Origin of the sequence: Mesorhizobium sp. M0618 (assembly GCF_040320765.1) — a bacterium.
GTDB lineage: Bacteria > Pseudomonadota > Alphaproteobacteria > Rhizobiales > Rhizobiaceae > Mesorhizobium.
In genome coordinates, this window is sequence record NZ_JAMYQH010000006.1 from 209,820 (window position 1) to 224,758 (window position 14,939).

The 14,939-nt window shown below is 63.2% G+C and carries 15 protein-coding genes; 5 read left to right on the forward strand and 10 right to left on the reverse strand.

From position 1 onward, the window contains the following. Position 1 precedes the first annotated feature (1 nt). Together NKJ04_RS09560 and NKJ04_RS09565 are read right to left on the reverse strand one after the other, a co-directional pair. Positions 2-613, reverse strand: coding sequence for a hypothetical protein (locus NKJ04_RS09560; protein WP_352674511.1), 612 nt, complete (start codon positions 611-613; stop codon positions 2-4). 80 nt (positions 614-693) lie between these two features. Continuing rightward, complete coding sequence (locus NKJ04_RS09565) at positions 694-1,701, reverse strand: ribonuclease T2 family protein (RefSeq protein ID WP_023813176.1); 1,008 nt, start codon at positions 1,699-1,701, stop codon at positions 694-696. A 182-nt stretch (positions 1,702-1,883) separates the two neighbouring features. Between NKJ04_RS09565 and NKJ04_RS09570 the strand changes: the two genes are divergently transcribed. The 3 genes from NKJ04_RS09570 to NKJ04_RS09580 all read left to right on the forward strand — a co-directional run bounded on the left by NKJ04_RS09570 (position 1,884) and on the right by NKJ04_RS09580 (position 5,737). Next, positions 1,884-2,816, forward strand: coding sequence for an alpha/beta fold hydrolase (locus tag NKJ04_RS09570; RefSeq protein WP_352674514.1), 933 nt, complete (start codon positions 1,884-1,886; stop codon positions 2,814-2,816). Positions 2,817-2,915: 99 nt separating this feature from the next. Further along, a complete protein-coding gene (locus NKJ04_RS09575; protein WP_352674515.1) occupies positions 2,916-4,091 on the forward strand; it encodes a CaiB/BaiF CoA transferase family protein in 1,176 nt (391 codons plus the stop codon). After that, positions 4,088-5,737: a thiamine pyrophosphate-binding protein gene (locus tag NKJ04_RS09580; RefSeq protein WP_352674517.1), complete on the forward strand. Its 1,650-nt coding sequence runs from the start codon at positions 4,088-4,090 to the stop codon at positions 5,735-5,737. Before NKJ04_RS09575 ends, NKJ04_RS09580 begins: the two co-directional genes overlap by 4 nt. A 52-nt stretch (positions 5,738-5,789) precedes the next feature. On the opposite strand, the gene NKJ04_RS09585 is transcribed toward NKJ04_RS09580, so the two are convergent. Together NKJ04_RS09585 and NKJ04_RS09590 are read right to left on the reverse strand one after the other, a co-directional pair. Beyond that, positions 5,790-6,233, reverse strand: coding sequence for a CHRD domain-containing protein (locus NKJ04_RS09585; protein ID WP_352674520.1), 444 nt, complete (start codon positions 6,231-6,233; stop codon positions 5,790-5,792). A 147-nt stretch (positions 6,234-6,380) separates the two neighbouring features. Next, positions 6,381-7,664, reverse strand: a complete 1,284-nt coding sequence (locus tag NKJ04_RS09590; protein ID WP_023813181.1) for a cystathionine gamma-synthase family protein — start codon at positions 7,662-7,664, stop codon at positions 6,381-6,383. 125 nt (positions 7,665-7,789) lie between these two features. Here NKJ04_RS09590 and NKJ04_RS09595 point away from each other — a divergent pair, with 125 nt between their 5' ends. Continuing rightward, positions 7,790-8,248: an Lrp/AsnC family transcriptional regulator gene (locus NKJ04_RS09595; RefSeq protein ID WP_023813182.1), complete on the forward strand. Its 459-nt coding sequence runs from the start codon at positions 7,790-7,792 to the stop codon at positions 8,246-8,248. Positions 8,249-8,290: 42 nt separating this feature from the next. On the opposite strand, the gene NKJ04_RS09600 is transcribed toward NKJ04_RS09595, so the two are convergent. From NKJ04_RS09600 to NKJ04_RS09615, 4 genes are all read right to left on the reverse strand, one after another. After that, positions 8,291-9,262 carry an ABC transporter substrate-binding protein gene (locus NKJ04_RS09600; protein ID WP_013894623.1) on the reverse strand — a complete coding sequence of 324 codons (972 nt, stop codon included), beginning with the start codon at positions 9,260-9,262 and terminating at the stop codon, positions 8,291-8,293. A 40-nt stretch (positions 9,263-9,302) separates the two neighbouring features. Continuing rightward, positions 9,303-10,457, reverse strand: coding sequence for an ABC transporter permease (locus NKJ04_RS09605; RefSeq protein ID WP_023813183.1), 1,155 nt, complete (start codon positions 10,455-10,457; stop codon positions 9,303-9,305). Continuing rightward, positions 10,454-11,332: an ABC transporter permease gene (locus tag NKJ04_RS09610; RefSeq protein WP_023813184.1), complete on the reverse strand. Its 879-nt coding sequence runs from the start codon at positions 11,330-11,332 to the stop codon at positions 10,454-10,456. Before NKJ04_RS09610 ends, NKJ04_RS09605 begins: the two co-directional genes overlap by 4 nt. A gap of 367 nt (positions 11,333-11,699) precedes the next feature. Then, positions 11,700-12,491 (reverse strand): ABC transporter ATP-binding protein, encoded by a 792-nt coding sequence (locus tag NKJ04_RS09615; protein ID WP_023813186.1) that lies wholly within the window; start codon positions 12,489-12,491, stop codon positions 11,700-11,702. Positions 12,492-12,618: 127 nt separating this feature from the next. Here NKJ04_RS09615 and NKJ04_RS09620 point away from each other — a divergent pair, with 127 nt between their 5' ends. Continuing rightward, positions 12,619-13,023, forward strand: coding sequence for a cupin domain-containing protein (locus NKJ04_RS09620; protein WP_127296050.1), 405 nt, complete (start codon positions 12,619-12,621; stop codon positions 13,021-13,023). Positions 13,024-13,058: 35 nt separating this feature from the next. Here NKJ04_RS09620 and NKJ04_RS09625 read toward each other — a convergent pair whose 3' ends face one another. Beyond that, positions 13,059-13,430: a hypothetical protein gene (locus NKJ04_RS09625; RefSeq protein WP_023813188.1), complete on the reverse strand. Its 372-nt coding sequence runs from the start codon at positions 13,428-13,430 to the stop codon at positions 13,059-13,061. Between the two features lie 2 nt (positions 13,431-13,432). Then, a complete protein-coding gene (gene hydA / locus NKJ04_RS09630; RefSeq protein WP_352674526.1) occupies positions 13,433-14,884 on the reverse strand; it encodes a dihydropyrimidinase in 1,452 nt (483 codons plus the stop codon). Positions 14,885-14,939: the final 55 nt, after the last annotated feature.

Sequence of the window (14,939 nt, forward strand, 5' to 3'; positions counted from 1 at the left end):
GTTACGAATTCCTCTGCCGTCGAAAGCCCGTCACGGTCGAAACCGCCATCAGCGCGATCGCCAGCCATTTCAGCACCGTGATGATCGGCCCGGCCTGGATATCGTAGGCAATGAACAGCAGGATGCCTGGCACCAGCAGGCCGCACATGACCAGCATGATGCGGTTGATCTGCCAGGACACTTTTGACGCCAACGCCTCGTCGCCGAGTGCTGGAACCAGCACCGCCCGCACCGTCTTGCCGCCCACCAGCATGGCCGAAAGGTGCATCGAGATCGGCAGACCGAGCCCGATGATCAGGAAAGCGCAAGCGGCCAGCAGGAGCGAAAACTTCAGCGCGCTGGTTTCCGCCGCTATGGGAAACAGCAGCGTCGCCAGCGGCAGGAAGACACCGAAAATGCCGATCGCCGCGATCGTGATGAAGATCGCCGCATTGACGATCGTGAACAGCTGGTAGGTGCCGACGCCGATCGGTTTGGAGAGCGTCCGCATGCGTGCCCACTCGGCGTCGGTATACGAAAAGCCCGGCCATTCCATGCGGGCATCGTTTATCGAGACCATGCCCTTGGCCCAGAAAGCCAGCCGCGCCAGCGCGCTGCTCGTCATGCCATCCATTGCCGCCCCCGCCAGAATGATGCGCTCGCAGCATAGCACCAGGGCGCGGCAGCGCGACAGCCCGGTATCTCTGTTGAGCGTTACTGGAAGCCGATCGCGTCGACATTGCCTGTCGGGCAGCCGGCCTTGTTGGTCGGCACCGAAGCCAGCAGCAGATCCTTAAGCGAGCTGTTGGGCCCGATCGGACCCGCGAGGCCGAGCGTCAGTTCGCCGATCAGCCGCCTGCCGCTCGACGGATCGATGACGCAGGAAACGCGCACGCGATCCCCTGCTCCCGCCCCGAAGGCAGTGTCGAAAGCGCCGCGGATCTGGTCCGCCGTCAGCTTGCCGCCGATGTTCTTGGCAAAGAGTTCGCGCACCGGCGAGCTGTTCACCGCGCGCATCAGGTTGAGCGCATCGGAGAAATAGTCCTGCTGGCTCTTGCCGTAGCAGGTGCCGTGCTTGATCCATTCATGCCGATCGAGGTGGGAGGCCGTGCCAGGCATCACCTGATCGAGTTCCGTGCGGGTGTTGGCGTCAAGATTGACCGGCGGCAGGTCTTTCCAGTGGGCCGGATTGTCGTTGGCCTTGTCGCTCGCCGTCGCCTGGCAATAGAAATTGCCGTTCGGCTGCGGCCAGAGACCGTGCAAGGTGAAATGCGTGGCGTCGAAATCACCAGCACTCTGCGCCCTGCATTCGGTCTTGTTCGACTTTGTCTCGCAAAACGCCGGCTGCCAGCTCAGCGCGAAGACGTATTCGGGTTTCCCCGATGCCGCCGGCTTGCCTTGCCCGTCAGGTGCGGCCGGCACGGTCGCCGCGCTGCTGCCGGAAACGTGGCCGCAGCTGACCTTCACCCAGCGGCGCTCCGGATCGGCGCCCGGCACCAGGATGAGATAATGCGTCGGCGTATCCTTGTTGCCGGCAAGCAGCTGATAGCTCTGCCCGGCATCGGTCGAGACATTGCCGGGGTTCTTGCCGTTCTTGATGGCTTGCGTTGCCGGGCAGGCAGCGTCGGCCACAAAGGAGCCGCTCATCTTGACGTCGGCACGCGCGGCACCGGCCAGCGACGCGGCCAGCATGGCCAATCCGAAAACGACACCAATGCGCATGGAAAATCCTCGGCTGGACAAGTGGGCGACAGACTGAAGCTGTCTCCATGTCAGAATTGCGATATTTTGCTGGCCAAACGCAAGAAACATCGTCGCGAAAAGCGGGTTTGCTGGATTGACGCATAATGTGGGCCGGCGCAAACAAAGCCAACGACGATAAAGCAAGGGCGGGACCGAGCGGCATGTCATTCAGCCAGCAGCGCGTGGTTGCCTCGCCGACCGGTGCCGATCTCCATCTTTTCGTCAGGCAGGCCGATGGCCGGGCACGCGCCGTCGTCCATATCAATCATGGATTGGCCGAGCACGCAGCGCGCTATGCCCGCTTTGCCGATTTTCTTGGCTCCCGCGGCTTCCACGTCTATGTCCACGATCATCGCGGCCATGGCGCGACCAAGGCCCCCGACGCGCCGCTCGGCAGGTTCGCCGCCAGCGACGGCCCGGCCAAGGTGATAGCCGACGTCGGCGCCATCCATGATCTTATCGCCCGCGAACAGCCAAACAGACCGGTCATCCTGTTTGGTCATTCGATGGGAGCGTCGGTCGCGCTGAACTACCTGTTACGCCACTCGCCGCGCGTTCATGCCGCCGCTATCTGGAACGGCAATTTCTCCCAAGGCCTGCTCGGACAGGTGGCGCTGGGCATCCTTGCCTGGGAACGGATGCGGCTCGGCTCCGACGTGCCATCGCGTCTGCTGCCGAAGCTCACCTTCCAGGCCTGGGGCAAGGCGGTGCCCAATCACCGCACATTGTTCGACTGGCTGTCGCGCGACGAGGCGGAAGTGGCGAAATACATCGCCGATCCGCTCTGCGGCTGGGATGCCTCGGTATCGATGTGGCGCGATGTGGTCTCGATGGCGCTGAACGGCGGCAAGGATGCCGGCTTTGCCGGCATCCGGCGCGACCTGCCCATCAGCATCGTCGGCGGCGAAAGAGATCCCGCCTCGGATTATGGCAAAGGGATCACGCATCTTGCCAGCCGCATGCGCGCGATGGGCTTTTCGAATCTGGTTTCAAAGGTTTACGCCGACACCCGCCACGAAAGCCTGAACGAGGTGAATCGCGACATCATCATGGATGATTTCGCCGCCTGGGCCGACAAAGTCCTCAAAGCGTGACGGATTGGCCCATTGCAAGAGCCGTGACAGCCGTTGCAGGGCTTGATAGAGGCTCTGCTTTCGCAGCAATCACGGTGATTGCGACAACCACGGTGATCCATGGCTGAGCCCCCGCTGAAAGGCGTCCGCGTCGTCGAACTCGCCCGCATCCTTGCCGGGCCATGGGCCGGGCAATTGCTTGCCGATCTCGGCGCCGATGTCATCAAGGTCGAAAGCCCCGATGGCGGTGACGACACCCGCAAATGGGGCCCGCCCTTCGTCATGGGCAAGGACGGCGAGAACCTGTCGGCCGCCTATTACCACTCCTGCAATCGCGGCAAGCGCTCCGTCGCCATCGATTTCTCGGCGCCGGAAGGCGCGGAGACCGTGCGCCGACTGGTCGCCACCTCGGACGTGCTGATCGAGAACTTCAAGCTCGGCAGTCTGAAGAAATACGGCCTCGACTATGACAGCCTGCGCAAGATCAACCCGCGCCTCGTCTATTGCTCGATCACCGGCTTCGGCCAGGACGGACCCTATGCGCCGCGCGCCGGCTACGACTTCATCATCCAAGCCATGGCCGGCATGATGTCGATCACCGGCGAGGTCGGCCGCGAGCCGCAAAAAGCGGGCGTCGCCATCTCCGACATCTTCACCGGCCTTTATTCGGTCATCGCCATCCAGGCAGCATTGCGCCATGCCGAACAAACCGGCGAAGGCCAGCACGTCGACATGGCGCTCTTCGACACCCAGATCTCGGCGCTCGGCAACCAGAATTTGAACTATCTCGTCTCCGGCAAATCGCCGGTGCAGATGGGCAATGCGCATATGAACATCGCCCCCTACGAGGTGGTGCCGGTCCGGGATGGGCACATCATCCTGGCGGTCGGCAATGACGGCCAGTTCGCCAAATTCTGCGCCGCTGTCGGACTGGGCGACCTGCCTGCCAATCCCGACTTCGCCACCAACCCCGCCCGGGTCGCCAACCGGGTGAAATTGCGTGAGCGCATGATCGACGCGCTGAAGATTTTTGACCGCGATCCGCTGCTGGCCAAGCTGGAAGCGGCCAGCGTGCCGGCGAGCCCGATCAACACGATCGGCCAGATGTTTGCCGATCCGCAGACGATCGCGCGCGGCATGCGGCTTGATCTCGAGGACGGCCATGGCAATCTTCTGCCTTCGGTGCGTGCGCCGATGGTGATGTCGGGCACGCCGCTGGTCTATGAGCGCCCCTCGCCGCGCCTGGGCGAGCACACGCAAGAAATCCTTGCCGAACTGGAGAAGTCTGGACAATGAAGACCGGCGGACAACTCATCGTCGACGCGCTCGAAGCCAACGGCACCGACCGCATCTATTGTGTGCCGGGTGAATCCTATCTGGCGGTGCTCGACGCGCTGCACGATTCTGCGATCCGCACCATCGTCTGCCGCCAGGAAGGCGGTGCCGCGATGATGGCCGATTGCCACGGCCGCCTGACCGGGAAGCCCGGCATCTGCTTCGTCACCCGCGGCCCCGGCGCCACCAACGCCTCGGCCGGCATCCACATCGCCATGCAGGATTCTATACCCGTCATCCTGTTCATCGGCCAGGTCGCCAGCCACGCCAAGGAGCGTGAAGCGTTCCAAGAGGTCGATTATAAGAGGTTCTTCGGCGATATCGCCAAATGGGTGGTCGAGATCGACGACGCCTCGCGCATCCCCGAATTCGTCACCCGCGCCTTCGCGGTGGCGACATCGGGCCGGCCCGGCCCGGTGGTGATCTCGCTGCCCGAAGACATGCTGACCAGCATCGTCGAAGCACCTATCGCCTTGCCGCACACGCCGGTTGAGACACGGCCGGGCGAAGCGGAGCTCGATGCGCTGGAAAAGCTGCTGGCCAAGTCCAAGCGGCCGTTCGTCATCCTCGGCGGCACGCGCTGGGACGCCGAGGCGGTGGCGCAAATGCGCACGATCGCCGAGGCGTGGTCGCTGCCGGTGGGCTGCTCCTTCCGCCGCCAGATGCTGTTCGATCATCTGCACCCGAACTATGCCGGCGATGTCGGCATCGGCATCAACCCCAAGCTGGCCACAGCGATCAAGCAGGCCGATCTCGTGCTGCTGATCGGCGGCCGCATGGGCGAAATGCCGTCGTCCGACTACACGCTGCTGAAAAGCCCCTACCCCGACCAGACGCTGGTCCATGTCCATGCCGACGCTGGCGAGCTCGGCCGCGTCTACAGGCCGACACTGGCGATCAACGCCTCGCCGTCCGCCTTCATCGACGCTTTCGCCAAGCGCAAGCCGGCCTCGGAGCCGACCTGGGCAGCCGAGACACCAAAGCTGCATGCCTCCTATCTCGACTGGTCGACGCCACCGGAAGGCGGCCCCGGCTCGGTCCAGATGGGCCCGATCATGAACTACCTCGAAAAGATGCTGCCCGACGACGCCATTCTCACCAACGGCGCCGGCAATTACGCGACCTGGGTGCATCGCTTCCACCGCTTCCGCCGCTTCGCCACTCAAGGTGCGCCGACATCGGGCTCGATGGGCTATGGCACGCCTGCGGCCGTCGCTGCCAAAGAGCTGTTTCCGGAGCGCACCGTGGTCGCCTTCGCCGGCGACGGCTGCTTCCTGATGAACGGGCAGGAATTCGCCACCGCCGTGCAGTATGACCTGCCTATCATTGTGGTCGTCGTCAACAACGGCATCTATGGCACCATCCGCATGCATCAGGAGCGCGAATATCCCGGCCGCGTCGTCGCCACCGATCTTAAGAACCCCGACTTCGCGGCTCTCGCCCGCGCCTATGGCGGCCATGGCGAAACGGTCGACAAGACCGCCGATTTCGCTCCCGCCTTCGAACGTGCCCGCGCCAGCGGCAAGCCGGCGATCGTGGAAATCCGCCTCGACCCCGAAGCGATCACGCCGACCAAGACGATGACGCAGATACGCGACAAGGCGTAGTCCAAACAAAAAAAGAGGCGGTCGCCCGCCCCTTTTCGTCATGCGGCTTGCGCTATTTCGCGGCCTCGATCTGTCCGCGGATTTCGCCGTCCTTGTTGGCTGCCGTGTGCAAATTGACATAATCCTTGCCGCCCATCAGGTCGGCGGCCTGCGCGTCGGTCAGCACGGCCGACCCTTTGATCGGGCTCTTGAGCTTGCCCTTGAACGGGATCGCCACCCCGGCGTTTTCACCCATCGCGGCTGGGCCGTGAATATGCCCGGCGGTCGCCGACCCGCTGAGGCCGGAATGTTTGACGTTCCAGCTGAGTTTCTTCGTGGCCGTGTCGAAGGTAAGAGCTGCGGTGCCCTTGCCTTTTGTGGTCACCGGCGGGTTCTGCTGGGCGCCGTCGAGCGTCGCTTTCAGCTTCACCGTCTCGGCCAGGGCCGGCGCTGCCGTAAGGAAGGACGCCGAGATGGCCAGTGCCGAAAGCATCGGCGCCAAGGATTGGATACGCATGAGGATCTCCGTTTGCTGATGACATCCAGCCACGGCTCCCCGGCGCGCGGATGTATCGGCACAACGCTTATAAGAGCGAATGGCTGCGCGCGAGTAACACTTACGTGCAAACTAATGGACCGCGCGATACCCCGGATACGGGGAGCGTCAGACCGCCGCCAGCGCCTGCGTCAGGTCGGCGATCAGATCGTCCGGGTGCTCCACGCCGATCGACAGCCTGACCGTGGTCTCCAGCACGCCGATGCGCTCGCGCACCTCGAAGGGTATGCCCGAATGCGTCATGGCCGCGGGGTGGCTGGCCAAGGACTCCGTTCCGCCCAGGCTCACCGCCAGCTTGAAGATCTGCAGGTTGTTGAGAAAGGCGAAAGCCGCCTTCTCTCTGCCCTTGATATCGAAGGAGAAGGTCGAGCCGGCACCAGTGCATTGCGCCCTGTAGGTGCGGCCAGCCGGCGTGTCCTCGCCCAGGAACGGCAGGTAATGCACCTTCTCGACCTTGGCATGGTCGCGCAGGAATTCGGCGACCAGCCGCGCATTGTCGTTGGCCCGCTCCATGCGGATCGACAGCGTCTCCAGCGAGCGGCCGAGCATCCAGCAGGAATGCGGGTCGAGCTGCGTGCCGATCGCGCCGCGCAGCGCCTTGATCGGCTTGGTGACCGCCTTGCCGCCCATGGCGGCGCCCGCGATCAGGTCGGAATGGCCGCCGACATATTTGGTCAGCGAATAGACGGACACGTCGGCGCCATGTTCGATCGGCCGCTGGAACACCGGGCCGAGCAGCGTGTTGTCGCAGACGACGATCGGCGTCGACCCCTGGCTCGCGCCGATCTCGTCGGCGATCTTGCGCATCAGCGCGATGTCGACCAGGCTGTTGGTCGGATTTGACGGCGTCTCGATCAGGATGACCGACACGCGGCCCTTCGCGACGGCGGCGTCGGAGGCCGTGCGCACCGCCGTCTCGTCGACGCCGTCCGCGAAACCGACAGCACCGATGCCGAAACCGGAGAGCGTGCGCGTCAAAAGCGTCTCGGTGCCGCCGTAAAGCGGCTGCGAATGAAGGATGACGTCGCCCGGCCTGATATAGGCGAGCAGTGTCGTGGCGATCGCCGACATGCCTGATGAAAACAGGATGCAGGCATCCGTCCCTTCATAGATCGCCAGACGGTCCTCGACGATCTCGCTGTTGGGATGGTTAAAGCGCGAATAGACCAGGCCGGACGCCGTGCCGCTCGGCGGCTCCTTGCGGCCGGAGGTGTAATCGAAGAAGTCGCGTCCTTCTTCCGCCGACTTGAACACGAAGGTCGAGGTCAGGAACACCGGCGGCTTGACCGCGCCTTCCGAAAGCTGCGGATCGAAGCCATAGCTCAGCATCAGCGTCTGCGGGTGGAGCTTGTGGTTGCCGATATGGGTTTTCGACGGGCGTGGCGCGGTCATGATCTTTCCTGCCTGTTCGAGTGAAATATTGAACGGCAATTTATGCGATCCTGTTCCACCAGTTCTTGCTATTTTGGGGCTCTCATGGCTGCATTCCCGCAACAAATTGCCCGGAGAGACCGAACGTGCAGCAGAAGATAGCCGACGATTTCGACCGCAAGATCCTGCGTGAGCTGCAAGCCGACGCCCGCATCACCAACCACGAGCTTGCCGAGCGGATCGGTCTGTCGCCATCGCCCTGCCTGAGGCGGGTGCGGCGGTTGGAGGAGACCGGAATTATCAGGGGCTACACCACGCTGGTCGATCCCTCAGCCTTTGGCTGGAGCATGGTCGCCATCGCCACCATCCGGCTCAGCCGTCAGAACGAAGACGAGATCGTGATGTTCGAGGACGCGATCCGCGGCTGGGAAGAGGTGCTGGAATGCCACCTCGTCACCGGTTCACGCGACTATGTGCTGAAGGTGGTGACGGGAAACCTCGAACAGTACGAGCGCTTCATCAAGGAAAAGATCGCGCGGCTGAAATGCGTCGCCTCGATCGAAACCAGCTTCGTCATGAACACCATAAAAGAACGGCGCCTCTGACCAGAGGCGCCGTTTTCGAGATCGAAATGTTGCTAACTAGGCTTACTTCACTGCCTTGTCGGTGATGGCGGTGGTGTAGGCGCCGGTCGGCTCCTTGGTGATGATCTTCTGGTCGAGCAGCGCCTTGGCGGTGCGCTCGTAGGTTGCCGGGTCGAGCTTGCCGTCGGCATTGTCGATCAGCTTGGCGACTTCGCTCATCATGCGCTTCTGATGGTTTTCGTCCTGGCCGCCGCCGTCCATGACGATACCTGCTGCCTCGTCATTGTTGTCGATGGCGTATTTCCAGCCCTTCATCGAAGCGCGCACGAAACGCACCATCTTGTCCTCGAAAGCCGGGTCCTTGAGCTTGTCTTCCGACGCATAGAGCCCGTCCTCGAGCAGGTCGTTGCCCATGGCCGAGTAGTTGAACACGGTCAGCTGTTCGGGCTTGTAGCCGGCGTCGATCAACTGCCAGTACTCGTTGTAGGTCATGACCGAGATACAATCCGCCTGCTTCTGGATCAGCGGCTGCACGTCGAAGCTCTGCTTCAAGACGGTGACGCCGTCCGGGCCGCCGTCGGTCTTGAGGCCGAGCTTGTTCATCCAGGCGTAGAACGGATACTCGTTGCCGAAGAACCAGACGCCGAGCGTGTGGCCCTTGAAGTCGGCTTCGGTCTTGATCGGGCCGTCCTTCGGGCAGACCAGTTCCATGCCGGCCTTCTTGAACGGCTGGGCGATGTTGACCAGCGGCACACCCTTTTCGCGGGCAGCCAGCGCACCGCCCATCCAGTCGACGATGACATCGGCGCCGCCGCCGGCGATCACCTGCTCGGGCGCGATATCGGGACCGCCCGGCTTGATGTCGACGTCGAGACCTTCGGCCTCATAGAAACCCTTGGCCTTGGCGACATAGTAGCCGGCAAACTGGGCCTGCGTGACCCATTTCAGTTGCAACGTCACCTTGTCGGCGGCCATTGCCTGGAACGCGGCGAGCGACATCGCGCCGGCCAGAACGGGAATAATCAGTCTTTTCATTTTTTTACCCTCTGAAGTTAGTGCCCTAAACCCACCGCCCCTATCCACCACGGACAGAGGGATGCCAAAACGTGACGGCTCTTTCGACAAGAGCGACCACGCCATAAAAGACCGAACCCGCAAGTGCTGCAACTGCGATTTCGGCCCAGACCATGTCGATGTTCATCCGCCCGACCTCGGTCGAGATGCGGAAGCCCATGCCGACGACAGGCGTGCCGAAGAACTCGGCGACGATGGCCCCGATCAGCGCCAGCGTCGAGTTGATCTTCAGCGCGTTGAAGATGAAGGGCGCGGCTGCCGGCAGCCTGAGCTTCAGCAGCGTCGGCCAGTAGCCCGACGCATAGGTGCGCATCAGGTCGCGCTCCATGTGGCCGGAGGCGGCCAAGCCGGCGACCGTGTTCACCAGCATCGGGAAGAAGGTCATGATGATGACCACCGCCGCCTTGGACTGCCAGTCGAACCCGAACCACATCACCATGATCGGGGCGACGCCGATGATCGGCAGTGCCGAGACCATGTTGCCGATCGGCAAGAGGCCGCGCCGCAGGAACGGCACGCGATCGGCGAGGACCGCGGTGATGAAGCCGGCGCCGCTGCCCACCACATAGCCGAAGATCACCGCCTTGAAAATGGTCTGCCTGATATCGGCGCCGAGCACCGGCAGCGAACCGGCAATGCGTGCGCCGATGGCGCTTGGCGGCGGCAGCAGGATGAAGGGTATGCCGGCCCCGCGCGTCACCGCTTCCCAGATAATCAGTATCCAGGCGCCGAAGATGGCCGGGATGATCAGGCGCAGCGCGGTGCGAGCCCATTTGGCGAAGGGACGCAATGATGACAGCACCGCCACGCAGCGCCAGCCAAGCAGCCAGGCACCCGTGAGCAGCAGGAAATAGGGCGCCCGTGCCAGGCCCTCGAAGCCGGCGATGCCGCCAATCAGCAGCCAGGCGACCAGATGTGCGCCGATGAAAAGCACAACCGCTTCGACGACGGACGGTATTCTGGCCATCGTGATCAAGGCAACAAGAAGCAGCACGCCGAAGATCAGCCAGTTCGTCGCCACATAGGGGTATATCAACGTCCCTGAAGGCTGCGCCAGTGCATCGACTTTCGGCGCGGCGATCGGGCCGAGCGCCACAGCGATCAAGCACAGCGTGATCGCCAGCACCGCTTGCCAGGAGGGTTTCAGCCGGTTCATGCCGGCCTCCCGCCCATGGCGCGGTCGACGAGGCGCCCGGCAATGCCGACCACCATGACCAGAAGTGCCGCCACCACAGACCCAGCAACCAGCGCCGACCAGATGTCGATGGACTGGCTGTAGTAGGCACCGGCCAAAAGCTTGGCGCCGATGCCGGCGACAGCGCCGGTCGGCAGTTCGCCGACGATGGCGCCGACCAGGCTTGCCGCGACCGCCACCTTCATCGATGTGAACAGGAACGGCACCGAGGCCGGCACGCGCAACTTCCAGAAGGTCTGCGCACGACTGGCATTGTAGGTGTGCATCAGGTCGAGATGCATGATCTCGGGCGAGCGCAGCCCCTTCACCATGCCGACAGTCACCGGGAAGAACGACAGATAGGTCGAGATCATCGCCTTCGGGATCAGGCCGCTGATGCCGATCGCCCCCAGCACGACGATGATCATCGGCGCCACTGCCAGGATGGGAATGGTCTGCGAGGCGATGATCCACGGCATCAGGCTACGGTCGAGCGTCGCCACATGGACAATGCCGACCGCAATGATGATGCCGAGCGCCGTGCCGAAGGCAAAGCCGAGCAGCGTCGACGACAGCGTCACCCAGGCATTGTAGACGAGGCTGCGGTTCGAGGTGATAGGCCGCAGGAAGGTGTTCTCGAAGAAATTCACCGCCACCTGATGCGGCGCCGGCAATGTCGGCTTCGGCTGCGACAACGTCTTGCCGATGAGTTCGCTGAACGTGGAGGTCTCATTGGCACGGCGGTCGAGATCGCGCTGGAACGGTGTGTTGAGGATGACAGCGAAGACATACCAGAGCACGACCACCCCAGCGAGGATCGAGGTGACGGGGATGAGTTTGTCGCGGAAGGTGTCCATCTAGCGGCCCTCGCCCGCGAGGCGTGCGCTCTGCGTAACGCGGGCGGCCCACCACGCCTTCGTCATCCTAGGGCGAAGCAAGGAGCGAAGCGACGCGGCGCAGACCCTAGGATCCATGCCGTTACCTCTGTGCTCCGCAACGGTGCGGAACAAGGCTCCCTGTGCCTCGCCCTGCTTGGCCGATATTCTGAACCGTTTTTGCCCTTCGGCGCACGTCGCGGCATGGATCCTAGGGTCTGCGCAGGCCGCTTCGCGCCTGCTCCGCCCTAGGATGACGAAGGTCTGGTGGGGCGCTCCCTCTTCGCACTCCGCTTCGCGGCGCCCTAGGATGACGAAGGCGTGGGTGGCCGCTCGCTTGCCAGGGCGCTCAATCATCATAGCTATGCCCTGCCCGCAGCCCGTCGCGCACGCGCGCTGCGATCGCCAGAAACTCCGGCGTCTCGCGGATGTCGAGCGGCCGCTCTCTCGGCAGCGTCGATTCGATGATGTCGCTGACGCGGCCCGGGCGCGGTGACATGACGACGATGCGCGTCGACAGATAGACGGCTTCCGGAATGGAATGCGTGACGAAGCAGATGGTCTTGTTGGTGCGTCCCCACAATTCCAGCAATTGCTCGTTGAGATGATCGCGCACGATCTCGTCCAGCGCGCCGAACGGCTCGTCCATCAGCAGCAGGTCGGCGTCGAAGGCCAGCGCACGGGCGATCGAGGCGCGCTGCTGCATGCCGCCCGAGAGCTGCCAGGGATATTTCTTCTCGAAACCAGAGAGGTTGACGAGGTCGAGCGTGCGCTTGATACGCTCGCCTTGCTCCGCCTTGGACAGACCCATGATCTCCAGCGGCAGCCCGACATTGCGCTCGATCGTCCGCCACGGAAACAGGGCGGCGGCCTGGAAAACATAGCCATAGGCGCGTTTCTCGCGCGCCTGTTCTGCTGTCATGCCGTTGACCGAAATCGTCCCCGAGGTCGGCTTCTCCAAATCGGCGATGACGCGCAGCAGCGTGGTCTTGCCGCAGCCCGAAGGCCCGATGAAGGAGACGAACTCCCCTTTGCCGATGGTGAGATCGACATTGGACAGCGCCTGCACCGGCCCGTCATTGGTCTGGAAGGTCAGTCCGAGTTTGCTTGCCGCGACGACGGCTGGCGAAGTCCCCGTCATCGGCTGCCGCCTGCCTGTTTCCGTCCCTGCGGCGGCTGGAATCCGATTGCTTTTATCGCGACGTTGTTTTCCACTCGCCCTGTCCCATTGGTCTTGTCCCACTCGATCGACGCCCGGAGTTTCCCCGATGTCGCCCAAACCCACTTGTCATCTTATCCGCCCTGAAAGCACTTATGAAGGCAAGCAGGGATTGACCTATTTCGCCGGCATTACCGCCGAAACCGTCGGCGCCTCCGGCATCTGCATGCACATGCTCACCATCCCGCCCGGCGCGCGCGCCAAGGCGCATATGCATGAGAGCCACGAGACGGCGATCTATGTGCTCTCCGGCGAAGTCCACACCTGGTACGGCGACCGGCTCGAGCATCATATCGTCACCAAGGCCGGCGACCTTTTCTATATTCCCGCCGGCGTGCCGCATCTGCCGGCCAATCTGAGCAGCGCCCCGTCTTCGGCCGTCATTGCGCGCACCGATCCCAACGAACAGGAAAGCGTCGTCCTGCTGCCGGAACTGGATGCGCTGGTCGCGTGAGGCCAGCATCGACGGAATGGCCGCCATCGGCACCGTCACGAACATAATTGCAGCGGCCCCATTTCCTCAAGGCCGGGGATGGTGACGAAGAAACCATCCTCCCCCTTGTTGGTGACCATGACGGTTTCGATTGTCGTTCCCGCCTCGCCTTCCGCCGAACAGGTCGCGCCAAGCGATTGCGCGCCCAGCACCGATGTCAATTGCTGTGTGAACCGGCAGCCGCTGCCATAGGTCTCGACGCCTTCGGCGGTCAGCACGATATAGGCATCGCTCTCCTGATAACCGGCTTTGACGCCGGCGCAGCCGACATCATTGCCCCAGGAGCCGGCCAGTAGGCCGTCCGCTGCTGCCGGACCTGAGGCAGTTGCCATCAGGACCAACGAAATGAGCGCGGCCGAACGCGCCAAGCTCAAACCCCGGTCGCCGGGATGCCGGTGCGTTCCACCTTGCGCGGCGCGGAGATTTCCTTCCACGTCGACAGCGCCCGGTTGACCGCCGCATTCGGCTCGCGGCCGACGAATTCTCCATGCCCGGGCTTGGCCTTGATCTCGGCCTCCTGGATCGACAGTTCGCCACGCGAGAACACGAACCGCGGCAGACCGGTCACCTCGAACCCTTCGAACACGTTGTAGTCGATGACGGACTGCTGCTGCTTAGAAGTGATCTTCTTCTTTCGCTTGGGATCCCAGACGACGATGTCGGCATCCGCGCCTTCGACGATGGCGCCCTTTTTCGGATACATGTTGAGGATCTTGGCGATGTTAGTCGAGGTCACCGCGACGAACTCGTTCATCGTCAGCCGGCCAGTGTTGACGCCTGTGGTCCACAGCACCGGCATGCGGTCTTCGAGCCCGCCGGTGCCGTTCGGGATCTTGGTGAAATCTCCGACGCCGTTGCGCTTCTGCTTGGTGGTGAAAGCGCAATGGTCGGTCGCCACCACCTGCAGCGAGCCCGCCTGCAGGCCCGCCCACAGCGAATCCTGGTGCAATTTGTTGCGGAAGGGCGGGCTCATCACGCGGCGCGCCGCATGATCCCAGTCTTTGTCGAAATACTCGCTCTCGTCCAGCGTCAGGTGCTGGATCAGCGGTTCGCCGAACACCCGCATGCCCTTCTGCCTCGCCCGGCGGATCGCCTCGTGGCTCTGCTCGCAGGAGACATGCACGACATAGAGCGGCACGCCGGCCATGTCGGCGATCATGATGGCGCGGTTGGTCGCCTCGCCTTCCACTTCGGGTGGCCGTGAATAGGCGTGGCCCTCGGGGCCGTTGTTACCGGCAGCCAGCAGCTTCTGCGACAGGGCGGCAACGACGTCGCCATTCTCGGCATGCACCAGCGGCAGCGCGCCGAGATCGGCGCAGCGCTGGAACGACGCATACATCTCGTCGTCGTCGACCATCAGCGCGCCCTTGTAGGCCATGAAATGCTTGAACGAGGCGATGCCCTTGTCGACGACAGTGGCCATCTCGTCGAACACCTGCTTGCCCCACCAGGTGATCGCCATGTGGAAGGAATAGTCGCAGGACGCCTTCGAGGTCTTGTTGTCCCACATCTGCAAGGCTTCGAGCAGCGACTGCTGCGGCGCCGGCAGGCAGAAATCGACCACCATCGTCGTGCCGCCGGAGAGCGCCGCGCGCGTGCCGGATTCGAAATCATCGGCCGAATAGGTGCCCATGAACGGCATTTCGAGATGGGTGTGCGGGTCGATGCCGCCCGGCATGATATAGCAGCCGGTGGCATCGAACTCGTGGTCGCCATGCAGGCCCGAACCGATGGCCACGATCTTGCCGTGCTGCATCAGCACATCGGCCTTCCAGGTGCGGTCGGCAGTGACGATGGTGCCGTTTCGGATGACTTTGGTCATTGGTTGTTCCCTTGTTCTTGCCGCGCTTCTTACGAGCGTCGTTTGAAGGTAGATT